The 21,459-nt window shown below is 38.2% G+C and carries 15 protein-coding genes; all 15 read right to left on the reverse strand.

The features are described from left to right. Positions 1–56: 56 nt before the first annotated feature. The gene (locus QME45_07510; protein ID MDI6618508.1) at positions 57–1,400 is read right to left on the reverse strand and encodes an FAD-dependent oxidoreductase; all 1,344 of its coding nucleotides are present in this window, start codon (positions 1,398–1,400) and stop codon (positions 57–59) included. Between the two features lie 102 nt (positions 1,401–1,502). Further along, positions 1,503–2,327: an FAD-dependent oxidoreductase gene (locus tag QME45_07515; GenBank protein ID MDI6618509.1), complete on the reverse strand. Its 825-nt coding sequence runs from the start codon at positions 2,325–2,327 to the stop codon at positions 1,503–1,505. 106 nt (positions 2,328–2,433) lie between these two features. Next, the gene (locus QME45_07520; GenBank protein ID MDI6618510.1) at positions 2,434–3,981 is read right to left on the reverse strand and encodes an extracellular solute-binding protein; all 1,548 of its coding nucleotides are present in this window, start codon (positions 3,979–3,981) and stop codon (positions 2,434–2,436) included. Between the two features lie 76 nt (positions 3,982–4,057). Next, positions 4,058–4,936, reverse strand: a complete 879-nt coding sequence (locus tag QME45_07525) for a carbohydrate ABC transporter permease (protein MDI6618511.1) — start codon at positions 4,934–4,936, stop codon at positions 4,058–4,060. 10 nt (positions 4,937–4,946) lie between these two features. Continuing rightward, positions 4,947–5,903, reverse strand: a complete 957-nt coding sequence (locus QME45_07530) for an ABC transporter permease subunit (GenBank protein ID MDI6618512.1) — start codon at positions 5,901–5,903, stop codon at positions 4,947–4,949. A gap of 221 nt (positions 5,904–6,124) precedes the next feature. After that, on the reverse strand, positions 6,125–7,924 hold the full coding sequence (locus tag QME45_07535; protein ID MDI6618513.1) for a sensor histidine kinase: 1,800 nt from the start codon (positions 7,922–7,924) through the stop codon (positions 6,125–6,127). Further along, positions 7,921–9,534: a response regulator gene (locus QME45_07540; GenBank protein ID MDI6618514.1), complete on the reverse strand. Its 1,614-nt coding sequence runs from the start codon at positions 9,532–9,534 to the stop codon at positions 7,921–7,923. The genes QME45_07535 and QME45_07540 overlap by 4 nt, the downstream gene beginning before the upstream one ends. Positions 9,535–9,830: 296 nt before the next feature. Further along, positions 9,831–11,711 carry a molecular chaperone HtpG gene (gene htpG, locus QME45_07545; protein MDI6618515.1) on the reverse strand — a complete coding sequence of 627 codons (1,881 nt, stop codon included), beginning with the start codon at positions 11,709–11,711 and terminating at the stop codon, positions 9,831–9,833. A gap of 211 nt (positions 11,712–11,922) precedes the next feature. Continuing rightward, positions 11,923–12,948, reverse strand: coding sequence for a glycoside hydrolase family 43 protein (locus QME45_07550; GenBank protein ID MDI6618516.1), 1,026 nt, complete (start codon positions 12,946–12,948; stop codon positions 11,923–11,925). Positions 12,949–13,108: 160 nt separating this feature from the next. Beyond that, positions 13,109–14,851 (reverse strand): glycoside hydrolase family 2 TIM barrel-domain containing protein, encoded by a 1,743-nt coding sequence (locus QME45_07555; protein MDI6618517.1) that lies wholly within the window; start codon positions 14,849–14,851, stop codon positions 13,109–13,111. Positions 14,852–14,896: 45 nt separating this feature from the next. After that, entirely contained in the window at positions 14,897–16,408 is a 1,512-nt protein-coding gene (locus QME45_07560) for an alpha-N-arabinofuranosidase (protein MDI6618518.1), read from the reverse strand. Between the two features lie 127 nt (positions 16,409–16,535). After that, entirely contained in the window at positions 16,536–17,432 is an 897-nt protein-coding gene (locus QME45_07565) for a carbohydrate ABC transporter permease (protein ID MDI6618519.1), read from the reverse strand. A 15-nt stretch (positions 17,433–17,447) separates the two neighbouring features. Next, complete coding sequence (locus QME45_07570; protein MDI6618520.1) at positions 17,448–18,410, reverse strand: ABC transporter permease subunit; 963 nt, start codon at positions 18,408–18,410, stop codon at positions 17,448–17,450. Between the two features lie 92 nt (positions 18,411–18,502). After that, complete coding sequence (locus tag QME45_07575) at positions 18,503–20,134, reverse strand: extracellular solute-binding protein (protein MDI6618521.1); 1,632 nt, start codon at positions 20,132–20,134, stop codon at positions 18,503–18,505. Between the two features lie 396 nt (positions 20,135–20,530). Then, positions 20,531–21,451, reverse strand: a complete 921-nt coding sequence (locus QME45_07580; GenBank protein ID MDI6618522.1) for a helix-turn-helix domain-containing protein — start codon at positions 21,449–21,451, stop codon at positions 20,531–20,533. Positions 21,452–21,459: the final 8 nt, after the last annotated feature.

The raw sequence follows: 21,459 nt of genomic DNA on the forward strand, positions 1-21,459 counted from the left end.
TGATTACCATAATATTCCTTAATACCCTAAATAATCAGTTAGCACAACAGATTAAATTATAATATATAGCCACCTTCCTCTCTAATTCTCTGTCTCAAATGCTGGACATCGATTGCATGCACGTTTATTTGCTCTGATTTTGATGCCTGCGATGCTGCTATGCCGGCCGCTTCACCCATAGCCAGGCATACAGGCATTACCCTTATGCTTCCCTGGGTAATCCTGTCGCATGAAATTGAGCGTCCCGCTACCAGAACATTCTTTAGCCCCTTTGGAGTAAGGCATCTATATGGTATTCCGTGGGATTCTCCCTTTCCGTACCTTGCACACTGTTTTTTGTCTTCAGCTTTATTTTGATTTGAATTCTCGACATTTTTATGTGAATGAATATCTAAATAATAACTGTTTCTGCATATTTCATCTTTAAATGTGCGCCTTGCCAAATAATCATCTTTAGTTATTACATAATCTCCAATTATCCTTCGCGTTTCTCTTATTCCCATCAGGGAAGCCGTGCTTACCAAAAAAGCGTTTGCAAAAGCCTTGGGACAGTATTCTGCCAGCGCATCCCTGAACTGCGCAGCCATCTTACGTCCCTTCATCAGCGCCTTGGATACACTAACAGGATTCGTATTATCCACATTCCATAAATGTCCTGCATTGAAGCCTACGGTACCGGGACCAATCGTGTTGTTGCATAAATGGGTATCTTCGATTAAATTATATTTTTCTGACTTGGCAATATCATAAATCGGGCTTTCAGGATTATCAGGATGCAATCTTGGCCCATAATTATAACCATATTCGTCAACATTTGAAAGTATGAAGCAGTGGGTTGCAGCCTGTAATTCTCCATTTTTGTCGTCACCCTTTTGAAACTTTGCCCCTGCCCAGGCCGCCAAGTCGGCATCACCTGTGCAGTCGACATATACCTTTGCTTTATAAGCTGTAAGCCCCTGTTTATTGCTTACAATTACAGTCGCCACTTTATCGTTTTCATCCATTTCTACAGCGCTTAACATGGTATTAAATAAGACATCTGCACCGGCTTGCGTAACCAGATCGTCATATACTCTTTTTAAAAGTTCAGGATCAAGAGGCACCCAATCCATGGCATCAGACTTTACATGAGCCATTCCCTTTTTAACCTCGGTAAATACTTTTTCCGCCAGTCCCTTGTAAATAATTTTCTCCTTATCTGAAAATGGACACCATGCAGGAACTAAACCTGAAGTCCCCATGCCTCCAAGGCATCCTGTCGCCTCAATAAGCAGCGTCTTTGCACCTTCCCTGGCTGAGGCTGCCGCCGCAGTACATCCTGCAGGTCCTCCCCCTACAACCAAAACATCATAAGAACCGTTTAGATTTATTTTCCTTTCCTTCATTACATAACTTTCCATTTTCCTGCCCCCTTCTATTCATGAAACTTAGCATTTCAATTATATGATATATAATTGAATTTTTCTATGTTTATATCATCCGCATCATATCTATAGCAAAACTTATTTAGTCATAGTTTTGCTGAGACTTGTCTGAGGCAAGTAAGCCTCATTTGCTCTAAGAGTCTTCACAAGTTCTTCCGTATCAAGTTTGCATGCAGGCTGTCCTTTTCTGATGGATTGTACGGCGGCTGTCCCGGCCGCCTGCCCCATCATGGCAGCAGCAGGCATAACACGTATCGAACCATGAACTTTAACATCGCTCGAATTACAACGCCCTGCCACCCATAAATTCATTAAGCCCTTCGGCACTATAATCCCATATGGAATTCCAAAACATTCACCTATACCAAGTCTATCCGTTTTGAAAGCTTCCGTGATAAACCTTTTGTATTCTTCTTCCGAACAATCATAAGGATGAATATCTACAAATTTATTGAAAACCCCTATCTGATCTGGAAATTGTCTTCTTGACAGATAATCCTCAAATGTCAATTCATATTCTCCAACAATCCTTCTCGACTCCCTTATTCCCATCAATGATGCTGTCACGACAAGTTCTATGTTTTCACAGCCAGGTACGTATTTTCTATAAAATTCTTCATATTCTTTTGCAATGCGTCTCCCAAGCATCATACCATCTGTAAGGTCTTTACATCTTAAGGCATTGAGGTTAAATACATGTCCCCCATTTAAATATCCCAAATTATTACCAACCTGTGAAAGTCCGGGCAAATGTCTGTCAGGTTGAGTAAAAAAGCCATCTTCTATAGCTTTTAATACTATTTTCCCTTGGTCTTGTTTGCCTGTTTTATTCCAATCAATGCCTGCAAGCAGAGATGCTAATGTGGCTGGTATCGGTTTGGAAGTATCTCTACCCGCTTCCATGCTAAGTTTTCATATTATAACCTCCGCAAGATTTATACATATATATTAATAAATGCTGCAAATATTGCAGCATTTATTAATATTTAAGCCTTATATAAATTAAATATTATTTTGCAGATTTACTATACCAATCGTTGACTTCTTTTATAACTTCGTCTCCGCCCTGGCTCTTCCACTGCGCTAAAAAATTATTTAATGTAGCATCTGAAAAATCACTTGCGATACTCTTTATTACAAAATCGTTCGTGAGTTTGCCAAGAGAAGCACTATATTTTGAATTTTTCTCCAGTATAGGAGCCCTTGACAAAGGGTCAACAGCAATATATTGTGCAAAATCTTTATTGAGCTGCAGCCATCCCTTATATTGCCTTTCATCTTTTCTTGATCTTGCAAGCCAATATTCACCATATTTTTTAGTTGTACCTGTCAAATAACAGTTTGCATTCCCTCTATCGTCAAAGAATGTAGGCAATATCGGGTAATACCCGTCGCTCTTTACTGTATAATCCACATTTTCTTTTCCTATGACCATCTCTTTGAAAGTATCTTCATCCAGCTTTAAGTTAATATATTTTATTACGTCTACAGCATGCTTTGATACTTTAGGTACTAATGTAATCGTATCTGTCGCATACTTTTTATCCCCTGCAGGAAAAGCAGCTTTTCCGCCATTGCCTGAAAGAGGAGGCAAGAACTCCATTTTTGCATTTGGCTGTGTTTTATTCATCGTGTCTGCTAACTGTGGTATATCATAATAACCGAATATGGCCGCACCCGCCCTGCCGCTTGTATATTTCTCCCTGGCGGTAGAACCCTGGTTTGCAGGTGTTTCTTTATCCAGAAGTCCCTTATTGTATAAATCCTTCATATATAATATATAATCCTTAAAACCAGACATCAGAACACGAGGTACGAGCTTACCGTCTACATCTACCCATCCGGTTGGAATCCCAAATGCCCCTCCGAATCCTGAATCGCAAAGCCCGAGCCCTACATCCTGACCGACCGTAAACGGGATATTTTTAGCACCATTTCCGTTAGGATCCTTATCTTTGAACTGCTGAAGCATATCTTTAAATTCATCCACTGTTTTAGGTATTTGTATCCCCAGCTTATCCATCCAATCTTTTCTTACATAAACACTGGTGTTTACATTTGTGTATTTATCGCTTCCACTTGGAGAATTCGAAGGCACACAATATATTTTACCATTGACTCTTATACTATCAAATGTTTCACTATCCAAGTTTTTGGAAATATTAGGGCCATATTTTTGGATAAGAGGTTCCAGGTCTGTTAATGCTCCCTGCTGGGCATATTGAGAATAGTATTGCTTGTCATACATAATTATAAAATCATATTCCTGCTGTGATGAAATTATTACATTTAGCTTATCCATAGGCTTATCCTGCGGTAAAACATCATACTGCACTTTATATCCTGTTTTTTCCTCCAAGAATTTTTGCACAGGATAATTATTAAAATCCATCCCGCTTTTGTAACCTACCAATGCCTTCAGCTTTGGTTTTGCATCGTTATCTCCACTTGATGTACCATCGGCTGACTCAGTCTCCTTTTTAGCGCATCCAGCAAACATCGATACAGCAAAAGCTGCTAATACAAAGATGACTATACTTTTTTTCGCCTTTTGCATTTTCAACCCTCCATAATTTTAATTTATTATAATTCCTTTATCAAGGATTATAAACTAAAATCCATTCAAGCTGTTTTTATCCTTTAACCGATCCTATAAGCATTCCTTTGATAAAATATTTCTGCAAGAAAGGGTATACTAAAAGTATCGGCACTGTAGACGCTATTATCGCCGCCGATGTCACCCCTTCAGGACTCACATCACCGAGATTGTTGCTCCTACTTATAACATCCTCCGCCTCGGCTATCAAATCCCTTAGATAAAGCGGAAGCGTTTTAAGCGCCGGGCTGTTAATATAAAGCATAGGTCCAAAGTAATCGTTCCATTTCATAACCGATGTAAATACGGTAATGCTGGCATATACCGGTATAGACAGCGGTATTATTATTTTGAATAAAATCGTAAAATTGCTCGCTCCGTCAAGTTTTGCCGATTCTTCCAGGCTTTCCGGCAGGCTCTCGTAATAATTTTTAATAATAAGCATGTGGTATATATTTATCAATGCCGGTAAAATAAGAACGCTCCTTTTGTTCAATAAATGAAGATTTTTCATAAGAAGGTATGTCGGAATCATGCCGCCGTTAAAAAACATGGTAAAGACAAACATAAATAATATGAATTTCATTCCCGGCATATTTCTTTTTGACAGGGGATAAGCTGTCATACCTGTAACAAGCAGTGTGAGCAGAGTACCCACAAATGTTACTAAGGCGGAGTTGCCAAATGCAGTTAAAAACTCCTTTGATGCTATGACAATTTTCATCGAATCCAACTGGAATCCTACGGGTATGATCCCCACATTGCCTGATACAACCGCCCACTCGGCACTAAGCGCCTTGGATACCACATTCATGAATGGAAGCAGCGTCAAAAGAGCTAAAATCGTCATAAAGGCATAAGCAAAAATATCAACTCCAATATCTTCTTTTGTCATTTTTATCTTTGTTCTACTCATCTTAATCCCCCTACCATATGCTTCTTCCAGAGGCTTTTCTGCTTAAGTAATTCCCTGATATGACCAGTATGAACCCGATCACCGATTCGAAAAGGCCTACCGCCGTAGAAAAGCTGTAATCCATTTGCCCGATGCCCATCCTGTAAACATAGGTTCCAATAACATCACCGGTTTCATATACAACCGAATTATATAAAAGCAATATTTGTTCGGTACCAGCCTGCAATACTCCGCCTAACCTCAATATAAACATGAGAAGTATGATGGACCCTATGCCTGGCAGAGTAACGTGTATGATCTGCTGTATTCTGCCTGCACCATCAACCTTTGCGGCTTCATACTGCTCCTGATCTATGCCTGCAATGGCTGCTATATATATAATGGCGCTATAGCCTACTTCTTTCCATCCTTCCGATGCCACCAGCACAGTCCTGAACCAATGGTTATCCATCAAAAACGATATAGGCTTTCCTCCGCATGCAATTATCAGATTGTTAACAATTCCTGTAGAAGGCGATAAAACATTTATAACAAGGCCTGAAACTATAACCCACGATAGGAAATGTGGAAGATAAATTATTGTTTGGACTGTCCTTTTATAAAACATCACCCTTATTTCATTCAGCACTAAAGCAATGAAAATAGGCAGTGGAAATAAAAATATTATCTTATATATGCTGATAAGCAGAGTATTTCTGAATACCTGATAAAATTGGGGCGAATGGAAAAGCTTTTGGAACTGTGCAAGCCCTACCCATTCGCTTCCCCTGATTCCATCGAAAATATTAAAATTTTGAAAAGCTATTACAATGCCATACATAGGCAAATATTTAAATATAAATATAAAAATAATTCCCGGTATAAGCAAAAGATATAAATCGAAATTCTTTTTAAAAATTTTACTTTGATCCTCTTTGCGAACAGTATTAATCTGCCTCGACTTTTTCTCCGTTTTTATCAGATCCATAAGTCCGTCTCCTTTCCCTTGATAGATATAAGTATATATTCTGTGCTAAGGTGGAACAATGTACAGGATTATGATTTCTGGTACAATATTATTTTAATTTTTTTAATAATACAAATAATATAATCAATCTGCTATATCAGTATTCCATTAATATATAGAAACAGGCACCATAAGAAATTTCAATTAACTTTCTTATGGTGCCTATGATATAATCATATATTTTACTTAATATTTTTCATTGCTTTTATTCTCAGCTCTACTTTTGTACCTGTACCTATTTTTGAATAAATTTTGATCCCATAGTCGTTCCCAAAATGAAGCTTTATCCTTTCATTGACATTGTATAATCCATAACTGTTTTGCTTATCAGCTGAATCGCTATCCAGAACTCTGGCAATTGTTTCTTTGGCCATTCCGACCCCGTCGTCGGATATCTCTATGACAATGTCATCCCCAACTTTTCTGGCTTCTACATTGATCATCCCGCTCCTATCCTTTTTCTTTTGTATTCCATGTATTATCGCGTTTTCAATAATTGGCTGGAGCAACAATTTATAAATATAATAATCCTCCACCCCATCTTCAATATCGAATTTATACTTTATCGCTCCTTTAAATCTGTACTGCTGTATGTTTAAATATACTTTAATAAGTTCAAGCTCCTCTTTTATGGTTACAATAGATCTGCCTTTGCTGAGGCTTAGCCTGAAATATCTGGCAAGGGAATTGACCATAGAACTTATATCTGCTGCATTTATCTTTAAAGCCATCCAGTTTATGGCATCCAATGTATTATAGAGAAAATGGGGGTTTATCTGTGCCTGCAGCGCTTTAAGACGGGCTTCCTTTTCATTTATCTTGGCCTGGTAAATCTCCTGCATGAGGTTTTTGACCTTCTGTATAATATTGTATACATTCTTTTCAAGCATGGTTAAATCTCCCTGGTAACCTGTAATATCACCTTCTACAATCTCCACTCCTTCTTTTTTTATGGAATTTATAATTTTTTTAACCTGCCTGTTCATGTTGTCCATGGCATAGGCAAACATAAGGAAAATACCGGAAGCGAGCATTATAATTGAAATAATAATATAAACGAAAGCGGAAATATTATTGAAAAATGTATTGGTCTTTATTATATCCCTGCTGTCAACTTCAGCGATAAGCTTCCATCCGTTGGTATCAATAGTCTGATGTATCAAGAAAAAATTTCTCCCATCCTTTTTAATATTTTTTATTCCATAAGAACTATTTCCGACATATCTTATTTCATCAGGATCTAAAATTACCTTCCCGAGCTTATCCCTATCCCAATATGAAATGACCCTGCCTTCATTGTCGGCAATGAATACTTCTCTGCTATCTCCTATATTTAAAGTTGATAATATCGCTTCAATGTTTCTTTCGGGTATATCGACAAGCAGCACCCCATCGTTAGCGTCGTAATTTAAAGTATGCTTCAGCACCCTGGCACAGGATACTACATACTCTTCTCCTGAATCCATATAGTTTTCCCTGTATACTCCTGTCCAGATAATTCCACCTTTTTTCTCGACTATATTTTTATAAAAATCCCTTTTTATCAAATCGTCAAGAGGAAAAAAGTTGACTCTTTCTCCTGCAGCAATTTTATTATTGCTGATAAATAGCCTTATTTTATAATCAGCGCTCTTATTTGTTATGTTATTTAGCATATCTCGGATATCGTTGACCTGATCAAGCTGCATGTTAATATCATTGTCGTTCTCATCGCCTACAAAATCCTGCACCCTTTTATCCATAAAAATTTCATCAGAAATGTATTCTATATTATCCAACTTGTCTGATATGTTGATCTCCGATTGCTTCAGTGTCTGCAGTATAGACTCTGTTACTTCCTTTTCAATAACTGCCGAGGACTTTGTATAGTAAATATATATTAAAGTACATGCGGGAAGCAGTACAAGCAAAACATATAATAATACCATCCGTTTGCTTATGCTAATCTTTGCCTTTGTCTTTCCAAAAAGTTTATTATTCATAGCATAGTCTCCCTGTATTCCGTTGGGCTGAGACCTGTGTACTTTTTAAATATCCTGCTGAAATATCCAGGTTCGGTGTATCCGATTTCATAACATATATCGCATTGCCTGTACTTCGGATCCATCAGAAGTTCCTTGGCTTTTTTTATTCTTACACTTGTAAGGTAGTCATTGACAGTTTCTCCCGTTTCCTGTTTAAAAATCATGCAAAGATAAGTCGTACTTAAATATACCTCTTTTGCAATATCCTTTATGGTGATATTCTCTCTATATCTGTTATCAATTACCTGTTTTATCCGCCTTATGATATTCTTGGACTTCTTATTTCTCTTTTCTGCTATGCATCCGCAGACTGCAACGAAATAATCTTTTATAAACATTTTCCTTTCCAGTAAAGTTTCGAATGTCAATAATTTTTTCCAGATCTCATCTTCATCGAATCTTTCGTCATTTATGTTAAGGTTAAGCTCTGTAACCTGCCTCGATGCTGTTAATACAAGCTGCAGGCATATATTGGTGCAGTAATTTATATCTCCGTTTTTATATTTTGACATTTCATTAAAAATATCGTCGATACTTTTAATAACCTTCTCTTTATCTGCAGACTTCAAAATATTCACCAAAAGCTGTATTTTCGTAAAGTCAAACTTATATTCTGAATCCTCAAGTGTTTCAAGGCTGTCCATGGTAATTATCCTGTTTTTGCCTAAGAAAAGCCTTCTTTTCACATTCTCATATGCTATCATATATGATTTCACTATGTTTTCGAGCTTATGTACTGTCTCACCTACGCCGATTGTAATACTCAATTCCAGATATTCAAATAGCTTGTCCTTTATTTTGCAAACCAGCGGGTATAACTTGTCTTCATCCTCCAAGGTATCCAACCTTAGAATGCACACATACTCCCCACGTCTGTTTTCAAATGTGTATCCCTGCAATGTGCTGCAAATCAATTCATCACAGATTTTTATAACCGAGAGAGAGATTAGCTGATTATCCCTTTCAGATAAACTATCAAGAGCCGTTGCCCGATCGTCAACACTCAAAACGAATATGCAATAGAACTTATCGGCAGGAAGCTTAAGTCCCAAAAAGTCCATCCTTTTACCGTAATCTTCGCTGCATTCTATTCCGTCCCTTACAAGAGTCATTAAAAATTTTTGCCTTAGTGCCGGCATGCTTTCCGTAAGTCTGGCGCTCATTTCATTTATCAGCCTTTTCCTGTTATCCTCCTCGCTTATTATATTTAAAACTTTTCTTATTACACCATCCAGCTCATTTAAATCCACAGGTTTTAATATATAATCGACGGCTTCCACTTTCAATGCTGATTTTAAATATGCTACATCGTCATATCCGCTGATAAAGACGATTTTAACATCGCTTTTCAAATCTCTGAGCTTGTTTGCAAGCTCGATGCCCCCCATATCCGGCATCCTCACATCGGTTAAAACAATATCCGGTTTTTCTTTAAGTATCCTCTCAAGAGCGATCTTTCCATCATCCGCCTCTCCTACAACCCTTATTCCATAATTTGCCCAGTCAATGCATGATTTCAATCCTTCACGCGTTTCAGGCTCATCATCCACGATAAAAAGTTTAAACATCTGTTTGTCCCCTTCTGTCAGCTAAAATGATTCAAAACACAAGTCACATTAATCCAAAATATACTTAAAATTTAATCTTATATTAATATTATAAAAATAATACCATAAATGCAATGAAGAATGTGAAAAATCCCCGATTTGTTATATGAACCGCAACGCTTTGAAATGTGCATACATATTATTTGAAGAATATTCTTCGAATATAAAAATGCACCCCATGCAGCAAATATCAGATTTAAATGGCATGAGGTGCAACCTTTACGGACTATATAAGTAAATTTTAAAACAGCCTTTTCCTATTTCATTATTTTACATATGTTATTTGTGAATTCTACAGGATTATCCAGCGGTAGTCCCTCAATAAGCAGCGCCTGATTATATAACAAATCCGTATATAATTTAAGCTTATCTTTATCGTTTTTGAAAGCATCTTTCAGCGATTTAAACACTTCATGGTTTGTGTTTATTTCTAAAATCTTATCTGCCTTTATATTCTGATTATTAGGCATGGAGTTTAAAACCTTTTCCATCTCGATTGAAATCTCACCCTCATTTGATAAACAAACAGGATGTACCTTTAATCTCTTTGATGCCCTGACATCTTTAACCTTGCCTGATAGAATATTTTTCATGCTCTCAAATAGCTCTTTATTTTCCTTATCATCCTCATTTGAAGTGTCTTTATTCTCTTCCGGCTCTATTCCCAAGTCTTTGTCGGATACAGACTTAAACTCCTTGTCCTTATATTTCATCAATACTCTTATGGCAAATTCATCTATGTCTTCTGTAAAATATAGAATTTCATATCCCTTATCGCGTACGAGCTCTGTCTGAGGCAGGTTTTCGATTTTTTCTATGGATTCTCCCGCGGCATAATATATATATTTCTGCTCAGATGGCATCCTCGAAACATATTCGTCAAGCGTTACCATTTTCTTTTCTTTTGACGAATAAAACATCAGTAAATCCTGGAGTATATCCTTATTGTTTCCAAATTCACTGTATATTCCATACTTTAATTGCCTTCCGAAGGATTCATAAAACTTTTCATATTTATCCCTTTCATTTTTCAGCATATCTTCCAGTTCACTTTTTATCTTATTCTTGATATTTCTGGCAATAAGCTTAAGCTGCCTGTCATGCTGCAAAACCTCTCTCGATATATTTAAAGACAGATCTTCCGAATCCACTATGCCCTTTACAAACCCAAAATAGTCGGGCAAAAGATCCGCGCATTTATTCATTATTAAAACACCATTTGAATATAATTCCAAACCCTTTTCATATTCCTTTGTATAGAAGTCATACGGCGGCTTTTCAGGAATGAACAAAATGGCATTATAACTTACAACACCGTCAACGCTGATGTGAATATGTTTTAACGGTTTGTCAAACCCATAGTGCTTATCAGCATAAAAGTTGTCATAATCTTCATCTTTAAGCTCGTTTTTATTCTTCCTCCATATAGGAACCATGCTATTTAGGGTTTCTTCTTCCGTATAACTCTCATACTCTTTGTCGCTGCCCTTTTTAAGCCTGCTTTTAGTCATATTCATTTTAATCGGGTATCTTATGAAATCGGAATATTTCTTTACGATGTCTTTTATCCTGTAATCTTCCAAATATTCATCGTAATTCTCGCCTTCCGTGTTCTTTTTTATTTTCAGGATTACATCTGTTCCGACAGAATCCCTTTCACAAGGTTCAATAGTATAGCCATCCAGCCCTTCAGATTCCCATTTGTAAGCTTCGCTGCTGCCCAGCGCTTTGCTTATGACAGTTACAGTATCGGATACCATGAATGCGGAATAAAACCCTACGCCAAACTGTCCTATTATGTCATATCCATCCTTCAATTCGTTATCTTCCTTGAATTTCAAAGACCCGCTTTTTGCTATAACGCCGAGATTATCATCGAGCTCATCTTTTGTCATTCCAATACCTGTATCGGAAATTTTTAATATCCTGTTGCCCTTATCGATAGCTATTTTTATATAGTAATCATCTTTATTGAAGCTTAAAGAATCGTCGGTCAATGCTTTATAATAAATTTTATCTATCGCATCACTGGCATTGGAAATAAGCTCTCTTAAAAAAATTTCCTTATGAGTGTAAATTGAATTGATCATGAGATCCAGCAGCCGCTTGGATTCCGCCTTAAACTGCTTTTTTTCCATATAAACCTCTCCTTTCAAAATAAAATATACATACTGTTAGCACTCTTATATTATGAGTGCTAATCACTATTTTTTATATCACACCTTAAATGCAATGTCAATATCATCTTTGCCACATCCTGGATTTGCTAAACTTTCTGCACGCAATATAAAGCGGGACGGTTATTCGTCACATTTAATTTGACGAATAACCGTCCCATTTCAATCAAATTTATTTCTCGCCTGATGGCGCTTCGAACGGCGTATCTACCGGAACAGGTTCGCCAAATACAGGCATGCCGTCTTTGCCCCAGGCAAATTTCTGCGTCCTTACGCTTCTTGCCCCCCAGCCTTGAGAGCCTGTCATGCCGTGATATACTATCCAGTCTTCCTTTCCATCCGGCGATTTTACAAAAGAGCAGTGACCAACACCTCTCGATTTATTTTTAACCGACCCTTCAAATACAGGCTTATCGATTTTTACCCAGGATGATGGGTTCAACACATCCCCATCACTATTTACTAGCATTCCAAGGCAATAGTCATAAGTCCAGCTTCCGCTTGCGGAGTAAGCAATAAATATTTTTTCACCATTTTTTAGTATTTCCGGACCTTCATTTAAAGCTAAAGCTTTCTTTTCCCAATCATATTCAGGTTTCGATATCAAAACCCTATCACCGCTTATTGTCCATGGATTGCTCATTGGAGCAATATAAAGGTTTTGCTGTCCGTCTACATCGCCCTCCCAACCGGACCATATAAAATACAGGGAACCATCCTTTTTCTGAAGTACCGTGCCATCTATTGCCCATTTGTCGGTTTTGTCGGATATTTTGCCTTTGAATTTATAAGGGCTGTTTGCGGCATTTTCAGTATCCGCAGGTCCACTTAAAGGATTATCGGGGTCTTTTCCCCCTTCAAGCACATACATACGGTGGTTTTCATTTTTTCCGTCATCCGCCGCAAAATAAATGTACCACCTTCCATTCAAGTAATGAAGCTCAGGCGCCCATACCTCCTTTGAATAACTGCCATCAGACGGTGAAAGCCATACATTCGCATCACCGACCTCCCCGATGCGCTCAAGCCTATCGGCCTTCCTTATCGAAATCATATCCCCAGAGCTATGGATATACCAGTAATATCCGCCTGCTCTTACCACCCATGGGTCGGCGCTTGGTGCCGGTATAATCGGATTTGCAAAAGTTCTTTTAACTTTGCCTTCACTTTTTTTCGTATTTATCGATCTGCAACCCATAAGATAAACCCCCGTTAAAAAAATTAAAATTAAAGAGACAATTTTTTTGGATATACTTAACATCGTAATACCTCCAAAATTTTACTTTACATCATAAGATATATATTTCAGAGGTGCATCCAAATCATTCAAAAAATATGGATATGCACCCATATTTAAATTACGAATTGATTTTCCTTATCTCGTCCACATCGACTTTAGCTTTTCTATCAAGCGTCATCAGACCGTTAATTTCCTGAAATACATCTGTAAGCTGTGTATAACAATAGCCCTGTATATATGGTATATTTTTTATCGCATTTGTTATATCCGAATACCTTTTAAGAAAGCTTTTCTGATCCTTAACCGGGCCAAAATATCCCCAATGCTCTTTAGAATCATCATCAAATGCGATACCGCCATATTCCGATACAATGACAGGTTGTCCTTTATATGAGAAACCATCCGACAACAGCATCCTCCCTTCGGGAGCCCCTTCAAGCAATCTGATTTTATCGGTAAACTTCCTGGTAAAATCGTCACCGCTAGCCACATAATCATGTATGCCGCAAATATCGGTATATACCATTTCCCATCCGTCATTAGTACTTATTAAACGCGTACCGTCCAGTGCTTTTATCAGGTAGTATAGAGACATCGCAAAATACTGCTGATTTTTATCCACAAGTATGTTTCTGACTCCCCAAGATTCATTCAAAGGCACCCATGTTATTATACACGGATGATTATAATCTCTTTTTATGAATTCCTTCCATTCTTCCGTTATATTTTCAACTTCCTCGGCATTAAAACTGTAACCGCTCGGCATTTCTCCCCAGACTAAAAGCCCGAGTTTGTCTGCCCAGTAATAATACCTCGGGTCCTCAATTTTTTGATGTTTTCTGGCTCCATTGAATCCAAACTTTTTTGTCATCACGATATCATATTTTATAGCCTCATCGCTCGGAGCCGTTAAAAGGCCATCTGGCCAGTAGCCCTGATCCAGGATAAGCTTCTGATAGTATGGCTTGTTATTGAGTAAAATCATATCACCCTTGATGGAAATTTTCCTCATTCCAAAATAACTTTTAACAAAGTCTATCTGCTTTTCTCCATCGAACAAAGCAAATTCGACGTCAAACAGATTAGGATTTTCAGGAGACCAATAGTATCTTTCATCGACATTATCCACATCTTTTATATCTATTGCAATTTTCGAAATCCTTCCGGCAAGGGCCGTCCTTATCCTGTTAACCTGCATGCCCTTATAATACACCTTTATCTCCGTATCCAATCCATCCTTGAAACCATCGAGATAAATCTCGGCCCGGACAAAACGCTTATCTATATCAGAAGTCAGCTTTATCCTTTCAAACGCAATATTTGAAACAGGCTCGATCCATACTGTCTGCCAGATTCCCGATACGGGAGTATACCAGCACCTATCGGATTTTTCCAGCCAGTATTGCTTTCCCCTGGGCTGAGTACATTCATATTTGTCTTCCGCTTTGACAACTATCGTATTTACTTCTCGATTTGCAAAATATGTTATATCTATTTTGAAAGGTGAATATCCGCCTTTATGTTCTCCTGCAAATTTCCCGTTTATCCATACTTTTGCATGATAATCCACCGCACCGAAATTCAGCAAAATCCTTTTATCCCTAAAATTTTCAGGTACCCTGAACTCCCGTCTGTACCACATGTTTTCGTGCAACCCTTTGTCATTTATTCCACTTAGTTTGCACTGATAGCAAAAAGGAACCAGTATCTTTTTCGAAAAAGCCCCATTTTCATACCATTTTTCTATCTCGCCTACATTTAAATCGTCAAATTCAAATTCCCATTCACCATTTAAATTAATCCATTGCTGCCTTTCAAAATCCGGCCTTGGATATTCCATCCTCGGTATTTTTATCTCCATAATCCCAGCATTTCTCCCTTCCTGTATACATAACGTCTTAAATATTTAGTTGTTTTTAACTTTTATTCTTATTACATTCCACGATAAATGGTGAATTTCAAACTCAGGCATATTATTTTTTCCGCAATTTAACAGTACCGAATGCGGTTTTATATTTTCAGGATGCTCAAAAGAGTTAAAAGCATATATATCAGCATTTTCAGGTTCCAATATTATTTGTTCTTCAGGCTCACACTCGCCGAATGAACGCAGATCAATTTTTACATTTACATCCTCTTTTTGGTCGCAGTTAAGCATAAAAACATTGAGCATGCCATCTTCCTCATCAAACGCAGCAGCTACCTGCAGAGCAGGGATATCCCCTCGTGTTTCCGTTTTAATTTCATGGCAGTTTACAATTGCCTTGATAGCCTGCCCTCTTGCATAACGGGAAGCATACATAAAAGGATAGAATATGGCCTGCCTGATTGCACCTCCTCCGGGCTGTGTAGATATAGGTGCAATAACGTTCACAAGCTGTGCCAGGCAGGCAACTTTTACCCTGTCGGCATGATTTATCAAAGTACACAGCAACCCGCTGAAAGATAGTGCATCGAGGACGGAATAATACCCTTCTGAAATCGGGCGTGCATATGTCCATTTTTCAGATTTGGCAGCAGGCTTATGGCTCTGACTAACATTATATTCATCGAATGACAGCATCATTTTCTTTTTACTGCGCAACTTTCCCTTAACATAATCCGCTACAGCCACCACAGTCTTTATAAACTCGTCCATATCCACAAAAGATGTAAGGTAATCGCCGCGTTTCCCATTCTCAGAATAATATCTGTGAAGGGATATAAAGTCCACGTTCTCATAAGTATTTTCAAGTACCGTTCTGTCCCAATCCGGGAATGTATTCAAATCCGGGCTTGAACTTCCGCATGAAACAAGTTCAACTGACGGATCTATCCATTTCATTATCTTTGCCGTCTCGCATGCCTTGCGCCCATACTCATAAGCCTCCATATGGCATATCTGCCATGGGCCATCCATCTCGTTCCCAAGGCACCATAGCTTTATATCATGGGGCTTTGTGTAACCATTTTTTATGCGAAGGTCACTCCAGTACGTCCCTTTGGGGAAATTACAATATTCCAATATGTTTCCGGCATCTTTAGGTGTTCCGCTCCCTAAATTTACGGCACCCATAACGGGCAGTCCGATTCTTTCTGCCCAATCTGCAAATTCATCAATCCCCACCTGGTTAGGTTCCCTTGCAGACCATGCAAGGTCCAACCTGACTGGTCTCTTGGCTTTTGGACCTATGCCATCTGTCCAATTATATCCCGAGACAAAGTTGCCTCCCGGATACCTTATAATACTAGTCCCAAGCTCTTTCACGAGCTTTGACGTGTCTTCTCTGAAACCATTCTCGTCGGCTTCAGGATGACCCGGCTCATAAATCCCCGTGTAGACACAACGGCCCATATGTTCTACGAATGAACCGAAAAGTCTTTTATCAATATCCCCTATCTTGTATTCCTTGTCAATTACAATACTTGATTTTTGCAATTTTAAAGCCTCCCATTCTATGCATTTAATTGAATAATATTATACAAATTGCCAATCCTCAAGGTCTTTTTGATAATATTAACGCTTATCCCCCTTTTTTTTAATAATATTGAAATCAAATATTTCATCAGCCCTTTAATGAGCCTACATAAACACCTTTAACGAAATATTTCTGCAGGAATGGATAAAAGCACATTATAGGTATGGTGGATATAACTATGGTCGTATATTTTACAAGTTCGCGGTATGCGCTTGTTACGTTAAATGCGCTGCTGTTCACTATATTTGTGCTCGTTCCTACATTGCTTGTATCGCTTACTATCAATATCTCACGAAGAATAGTCTGAAGCGGGAACTTGCTCCTGTCTCTTAAGAAAACCATTGCGGGGAACCATGAGTTCCATGCGCCTACCGTATAATAAAGCAGTATTACCGCAAGCACTGCTTTAGAAAGCGGCAATATTACGTTTGTTAATACAAATATATCGTTTGCTCCATCTATTTTGGCCGCTTCTTCAAGCTCTACAGGTACCGCCTGAAAACCCGTTCGCATTATTATCATATTCCAGGTATTGATCGCAAATGGGAAAACCATTGAAGTCCATTTATTATACATTCCCAAATTTTTGACAAGCAAAAACCATGGAATTAACCCGCCTCCAAAGAACATAGTTATCGTAATCATAATCATAATAGCTTTTTTCCAGTATAAATCCCTTCTCGAAAGTACATATGCCCCCATGATTGTAGCAACCATATTCACTGCAACGCCTGCAACCACATAAAAGATAGTATTCAAATAACCCGTGAGGACACCGGCATCTTTTAATACTATCTTATAACCTCCCAGTGTAAACCCTAATGGCTTGTATAAAAATCCTGTATTTGCCATAAGTCTCTGAGGATCGCTTACCGACGCAAAAATTACATATATTACCGGATAAACACAGATTATGGTTATAATTGTGAGCAGAGTGTAATTTACAATACTAAACGTTATATCTCCTTTAGTCTTCCTCTTCATATAATCATGCCTCCCTTACCAGATACTTATATCGGAAAATTTACGTGCGACAGTATTTGCGACCCACAAAAAGAAGAAATTTACAGCTGAATTTAAAAGGCCCACTGCAGTCGAATAGCTGAAGCTGAATTGCTGAAGGCCGAGGCGATATACATAAGACGCTATTACATCCGCTTTTTCATATGTTAAAGGATTATATAAAAGTATTACTTTTTCATATCCTGACGCCATCATTCCACCTATCGCAAATATAAAAAGTATTATTATTGTCGGAGTTATGGAAGGAAGAGTAATATACCACATTTGCTTTATTCTTCCTGCGCCGTCAAGCTCGGCAGATTCGTAAAGCTCCGGGCTTATACCCGACATTGCGGCCAGATATATTATGCTGTTCCAGCCTATATCCTGCCATATACCTGAAAAGGTATATATTGGTCTGAACAGATTTGGCTGACCGAGAAGCGGCACATTGTCCCTTCCGCCTAAAAACGTATATAATGTTGTCAATAAGCCGTTTGGTGCACAGAATACATGGATCAACCCGCATACAACCACAAGCGATATAAAGTGGGGCATATATGTGATCGTCTGCACTGTCCTTTTAAATTTATTTATCCTTACTTCATTAAGCATGAGCGCAAGTATTATCGGCGCAGGAAACCCAAAAACCAGACCCCATAAATTTAACATAAACGTATTTTTAACTGTCCTGTATAAATATGGCCCTGTAAGGAATTCTTTAAAGAATTTCAGCCCTACGAATTTACTTCCAAACAGTCCCAACGTAGGTTTATAATCGACAAATGCTATGAGGGCTCCCCACATGGGGGCATAACAAAATATGATATAAAAAGCTATAACCGGAAGAGCAATCATATATATCATCCAGTTCTTTTTAAAATCCAGTTTTACAATCTGGCTCCATTTCCTTTTCGGAGCCTTTATTTGCATGATATCTTCCACATTCTGAAGTTCCAAATTAAGTCCCCCCTTACTCGACATTTATACAATATTAATTGAAGGACGCAGCAGTATAATACCCGTTGCTTCCTTCAATTAAACAGTGATCCCTATCTCTTATTATACCTGTCTAATGCCTTCTGCCATATGCTTATAAACTCATCCGAACCCATTTTCTTTGCCTTGCTTACGAAATCGTCCCATCCGCTTAATGGTTGCGAACCCGTTATAATTTTTGTGAACGTTTCACCACGCAATGTTGAAAGCTGGGTGCCGATTTGGGCCTCCCTTGCAGACTCCTCAGTTGTAAGGGAAAGAGGCGGCACTGCATGACTAAAATCAGTAGTATTCTGCCATTGCTCACGTATCTTTCCCGAATAACTTCCCTTTGCAACCAGCAGAGGATTTGCATGGTGCTCATCTCTTATAAACGGTCCTTGATGGAGTTTATATTTCCAGACTAAGTTTGAAAGAGGAATATTATCGGGATCATGATACATGATGCTGTCATCTTGATAATAAGGCATCCCTTTATCATCTATCTTATGGGTACGGTTTTCCAATCCCCAGTTATATATTTCCCAACCTTTTTTGGTATAACCAAAATCCAGGAACTTTGCCGCTGCTTCCACATTCTTGCATGATGTTGTAATTGAGGCAGGCCAGCCGCCATTTTTCCAGTGGAAATAAGTTGATGTAGGTTTATCGCCTTTCTTAAGTACAGGATATGGAGCTCCAACAAAGTCTATATTATTCTGACCTGTTTTCCACACTCCCCACATAGTATCCGGAGAATCCATTATAACAGCAGTATCTTTCGATGTTGCCTCAGCCATCCTCCTGTTAAAATCAGCTGTTGTGAAATCCTTATTTATCAAACCATCTTTGTACCATTCTCTCATTAACTCCAAATATGGCTTTGCACCCGGCTGTATTGGACCCCACTGTATCTTGCCGCTATCGTCGACATAAGTCCAATCATATGCTCCATATGCACCATTTATTAATCCTGTAAAAATCTGTCCATAGTTGGAACCGTAATTTAAAGGCTGGCTGTATCCGGCTTCCTTGCATTTTTTCAGGAATGTTGTCCACTCATCTACGGTTTCCGGTACCGGAAGTCCGGTTTTATCAAGTGCTTCTTGCTTTATAAGCAAGCCAAACCATATCCATTCGGAGTATGGAGAAAGATTATAAAAGCCTGTTACACGCCCTTTATCGTCCATTGAGGTCTTACGCCTCATCTCATCCGATTCCCTGAACTTTTTGTAATTCGGGCAATATTTATCTACGATACTTGTAAGGTCCAGATAAACTTTGTCATCGATACCTGCAGTAATTCCGCCTTTATACTTGTCGGACTGCTCGATTATGTCAGGCAGCTCCCCTGAAGAAATCATTATATTGAATTGATCGTTTTCCTGCCCTGCGGGAGGAGATATGAATTTGAGATTGACACCCGTCATTTTTGCTACTTCTTTCCATACCTCATGGGTATTCATATCCTTTATTGCAACAGCCTGGAATGTATCGATAGGCCACCATATGGTAAGAGTTGGATTTCCTTTAATTGGATATGCCGAATAATCGTTCGGAAGCCCGTAAGGATCTTTCAATTTGGAATCGTCGATTTTAATAGTTTCTTTCGGTGCCGAATTACTCGCTTCCTTTTGTTTGCCACATCCCATCATCGATGTAACGATAATGGATAATATTACTAACAGACTTAAAACACGCTTCATTTTATACCCCCCATAATAAAATTTTTAATACTTAATGATAATTTAACTTTGAAAACAACAAATTGGCAGTTTTAAATCATCACCACTTTTCTCGATTTTATTTTGTATTTATATAATTAATGCCAATTTTCTCACACTGTTTTGCCATACAGTATCCGTCATAAAGAATTTTTGCCTTAAAGTTGTATCTTTATCATATTTATTCCATTAATATTGTTTTATAACAAATTATTTGTTTTTATTATCAAAAAAAATGTTTTATGCAATATATTTAATAATCTTGTTCAAAAACAAATATCTTGTTTTTTTAACAATTTTATTATATAGCTATTTTTATGAACAGTCAATATCATTTTTGAAATATTTTGGAATTTGGAATCGATAAACTTTTTCAAACTAATAATCTATTCTCATAACTATGTGCTGTGCATAGTCGCCGAACTTATCCCCGAAAATATTGATGCCTCCGATATTTTTGGCATCTTTTTTAATTCCAATCCTTACGGCTATATAATCATTATCATTAAGCTTCAGCATATTTATGTTTACACTTGAAACTTTCTTCTCATCTATATACGCACCATCTTTTCTTACAGCCCAATTCTTTAGCATGCCAAACTGGGTTGAACCGTCGGACCACCAAGCCGGATTCAATTTTCCACGCCTTCCTCCAAAATCCCCCGGGCTGGTCCATGTACCGCAATCCATTCCGTTTATCCACATGGTTATATCCGATGGCCAGTCGTTCCTATAGTTTGGGGCCTCAGAGCATATCTCCAGCGATATATTTATCCGTTTTGGCTCCACCTCTTGCAGTATTGTATTGGGGAATCTATATTCCAAATAGCCGCTGTGGAACCATATAAGCTGTGCATTAACCCTATCCGGATTGTAAAATCCCCTTGGATCGTCTTCGACACCTATGTATTTTTTATCATTAACAAGCCCGCAGGTAGGCGCGGCCTTGCAATCGGTAAAGCTGCCTATCGGCATATTGATGTAAAACGAATTTTCATGAAGGCTGCTCTTAGACATCAACGTGATCTTTATAGTATCGCGCTTCCTGCTGCATAACTTCATAGAGCCCCTCGTGCCCGGTTGAAGTTCAGTATGGATAAGACCGGCATCTTCCAGTACCCTTATGTTTACGGCTGCCGTCGATGCCGGAATATTTAGGTGTTCTGCAATTTCATTCACGTTCAAGCTATAATAGTTTAAAAGCTTTATGATATCAATCCTGACCTCTGAAGCCAAAGCCTTTGCAACACTATACAATTTCTCCGGTTTTTCTATGCTAAGTTCTATCTCCTTTGCCATATCCACAC

This window comes from Clostridiales bacterium, assembly GCA_030016385.1.
Lineage (GTDB): Bacteria > Bacillota > Clostridia > Clostridiales > Oxobacteraceae > JASEJN01.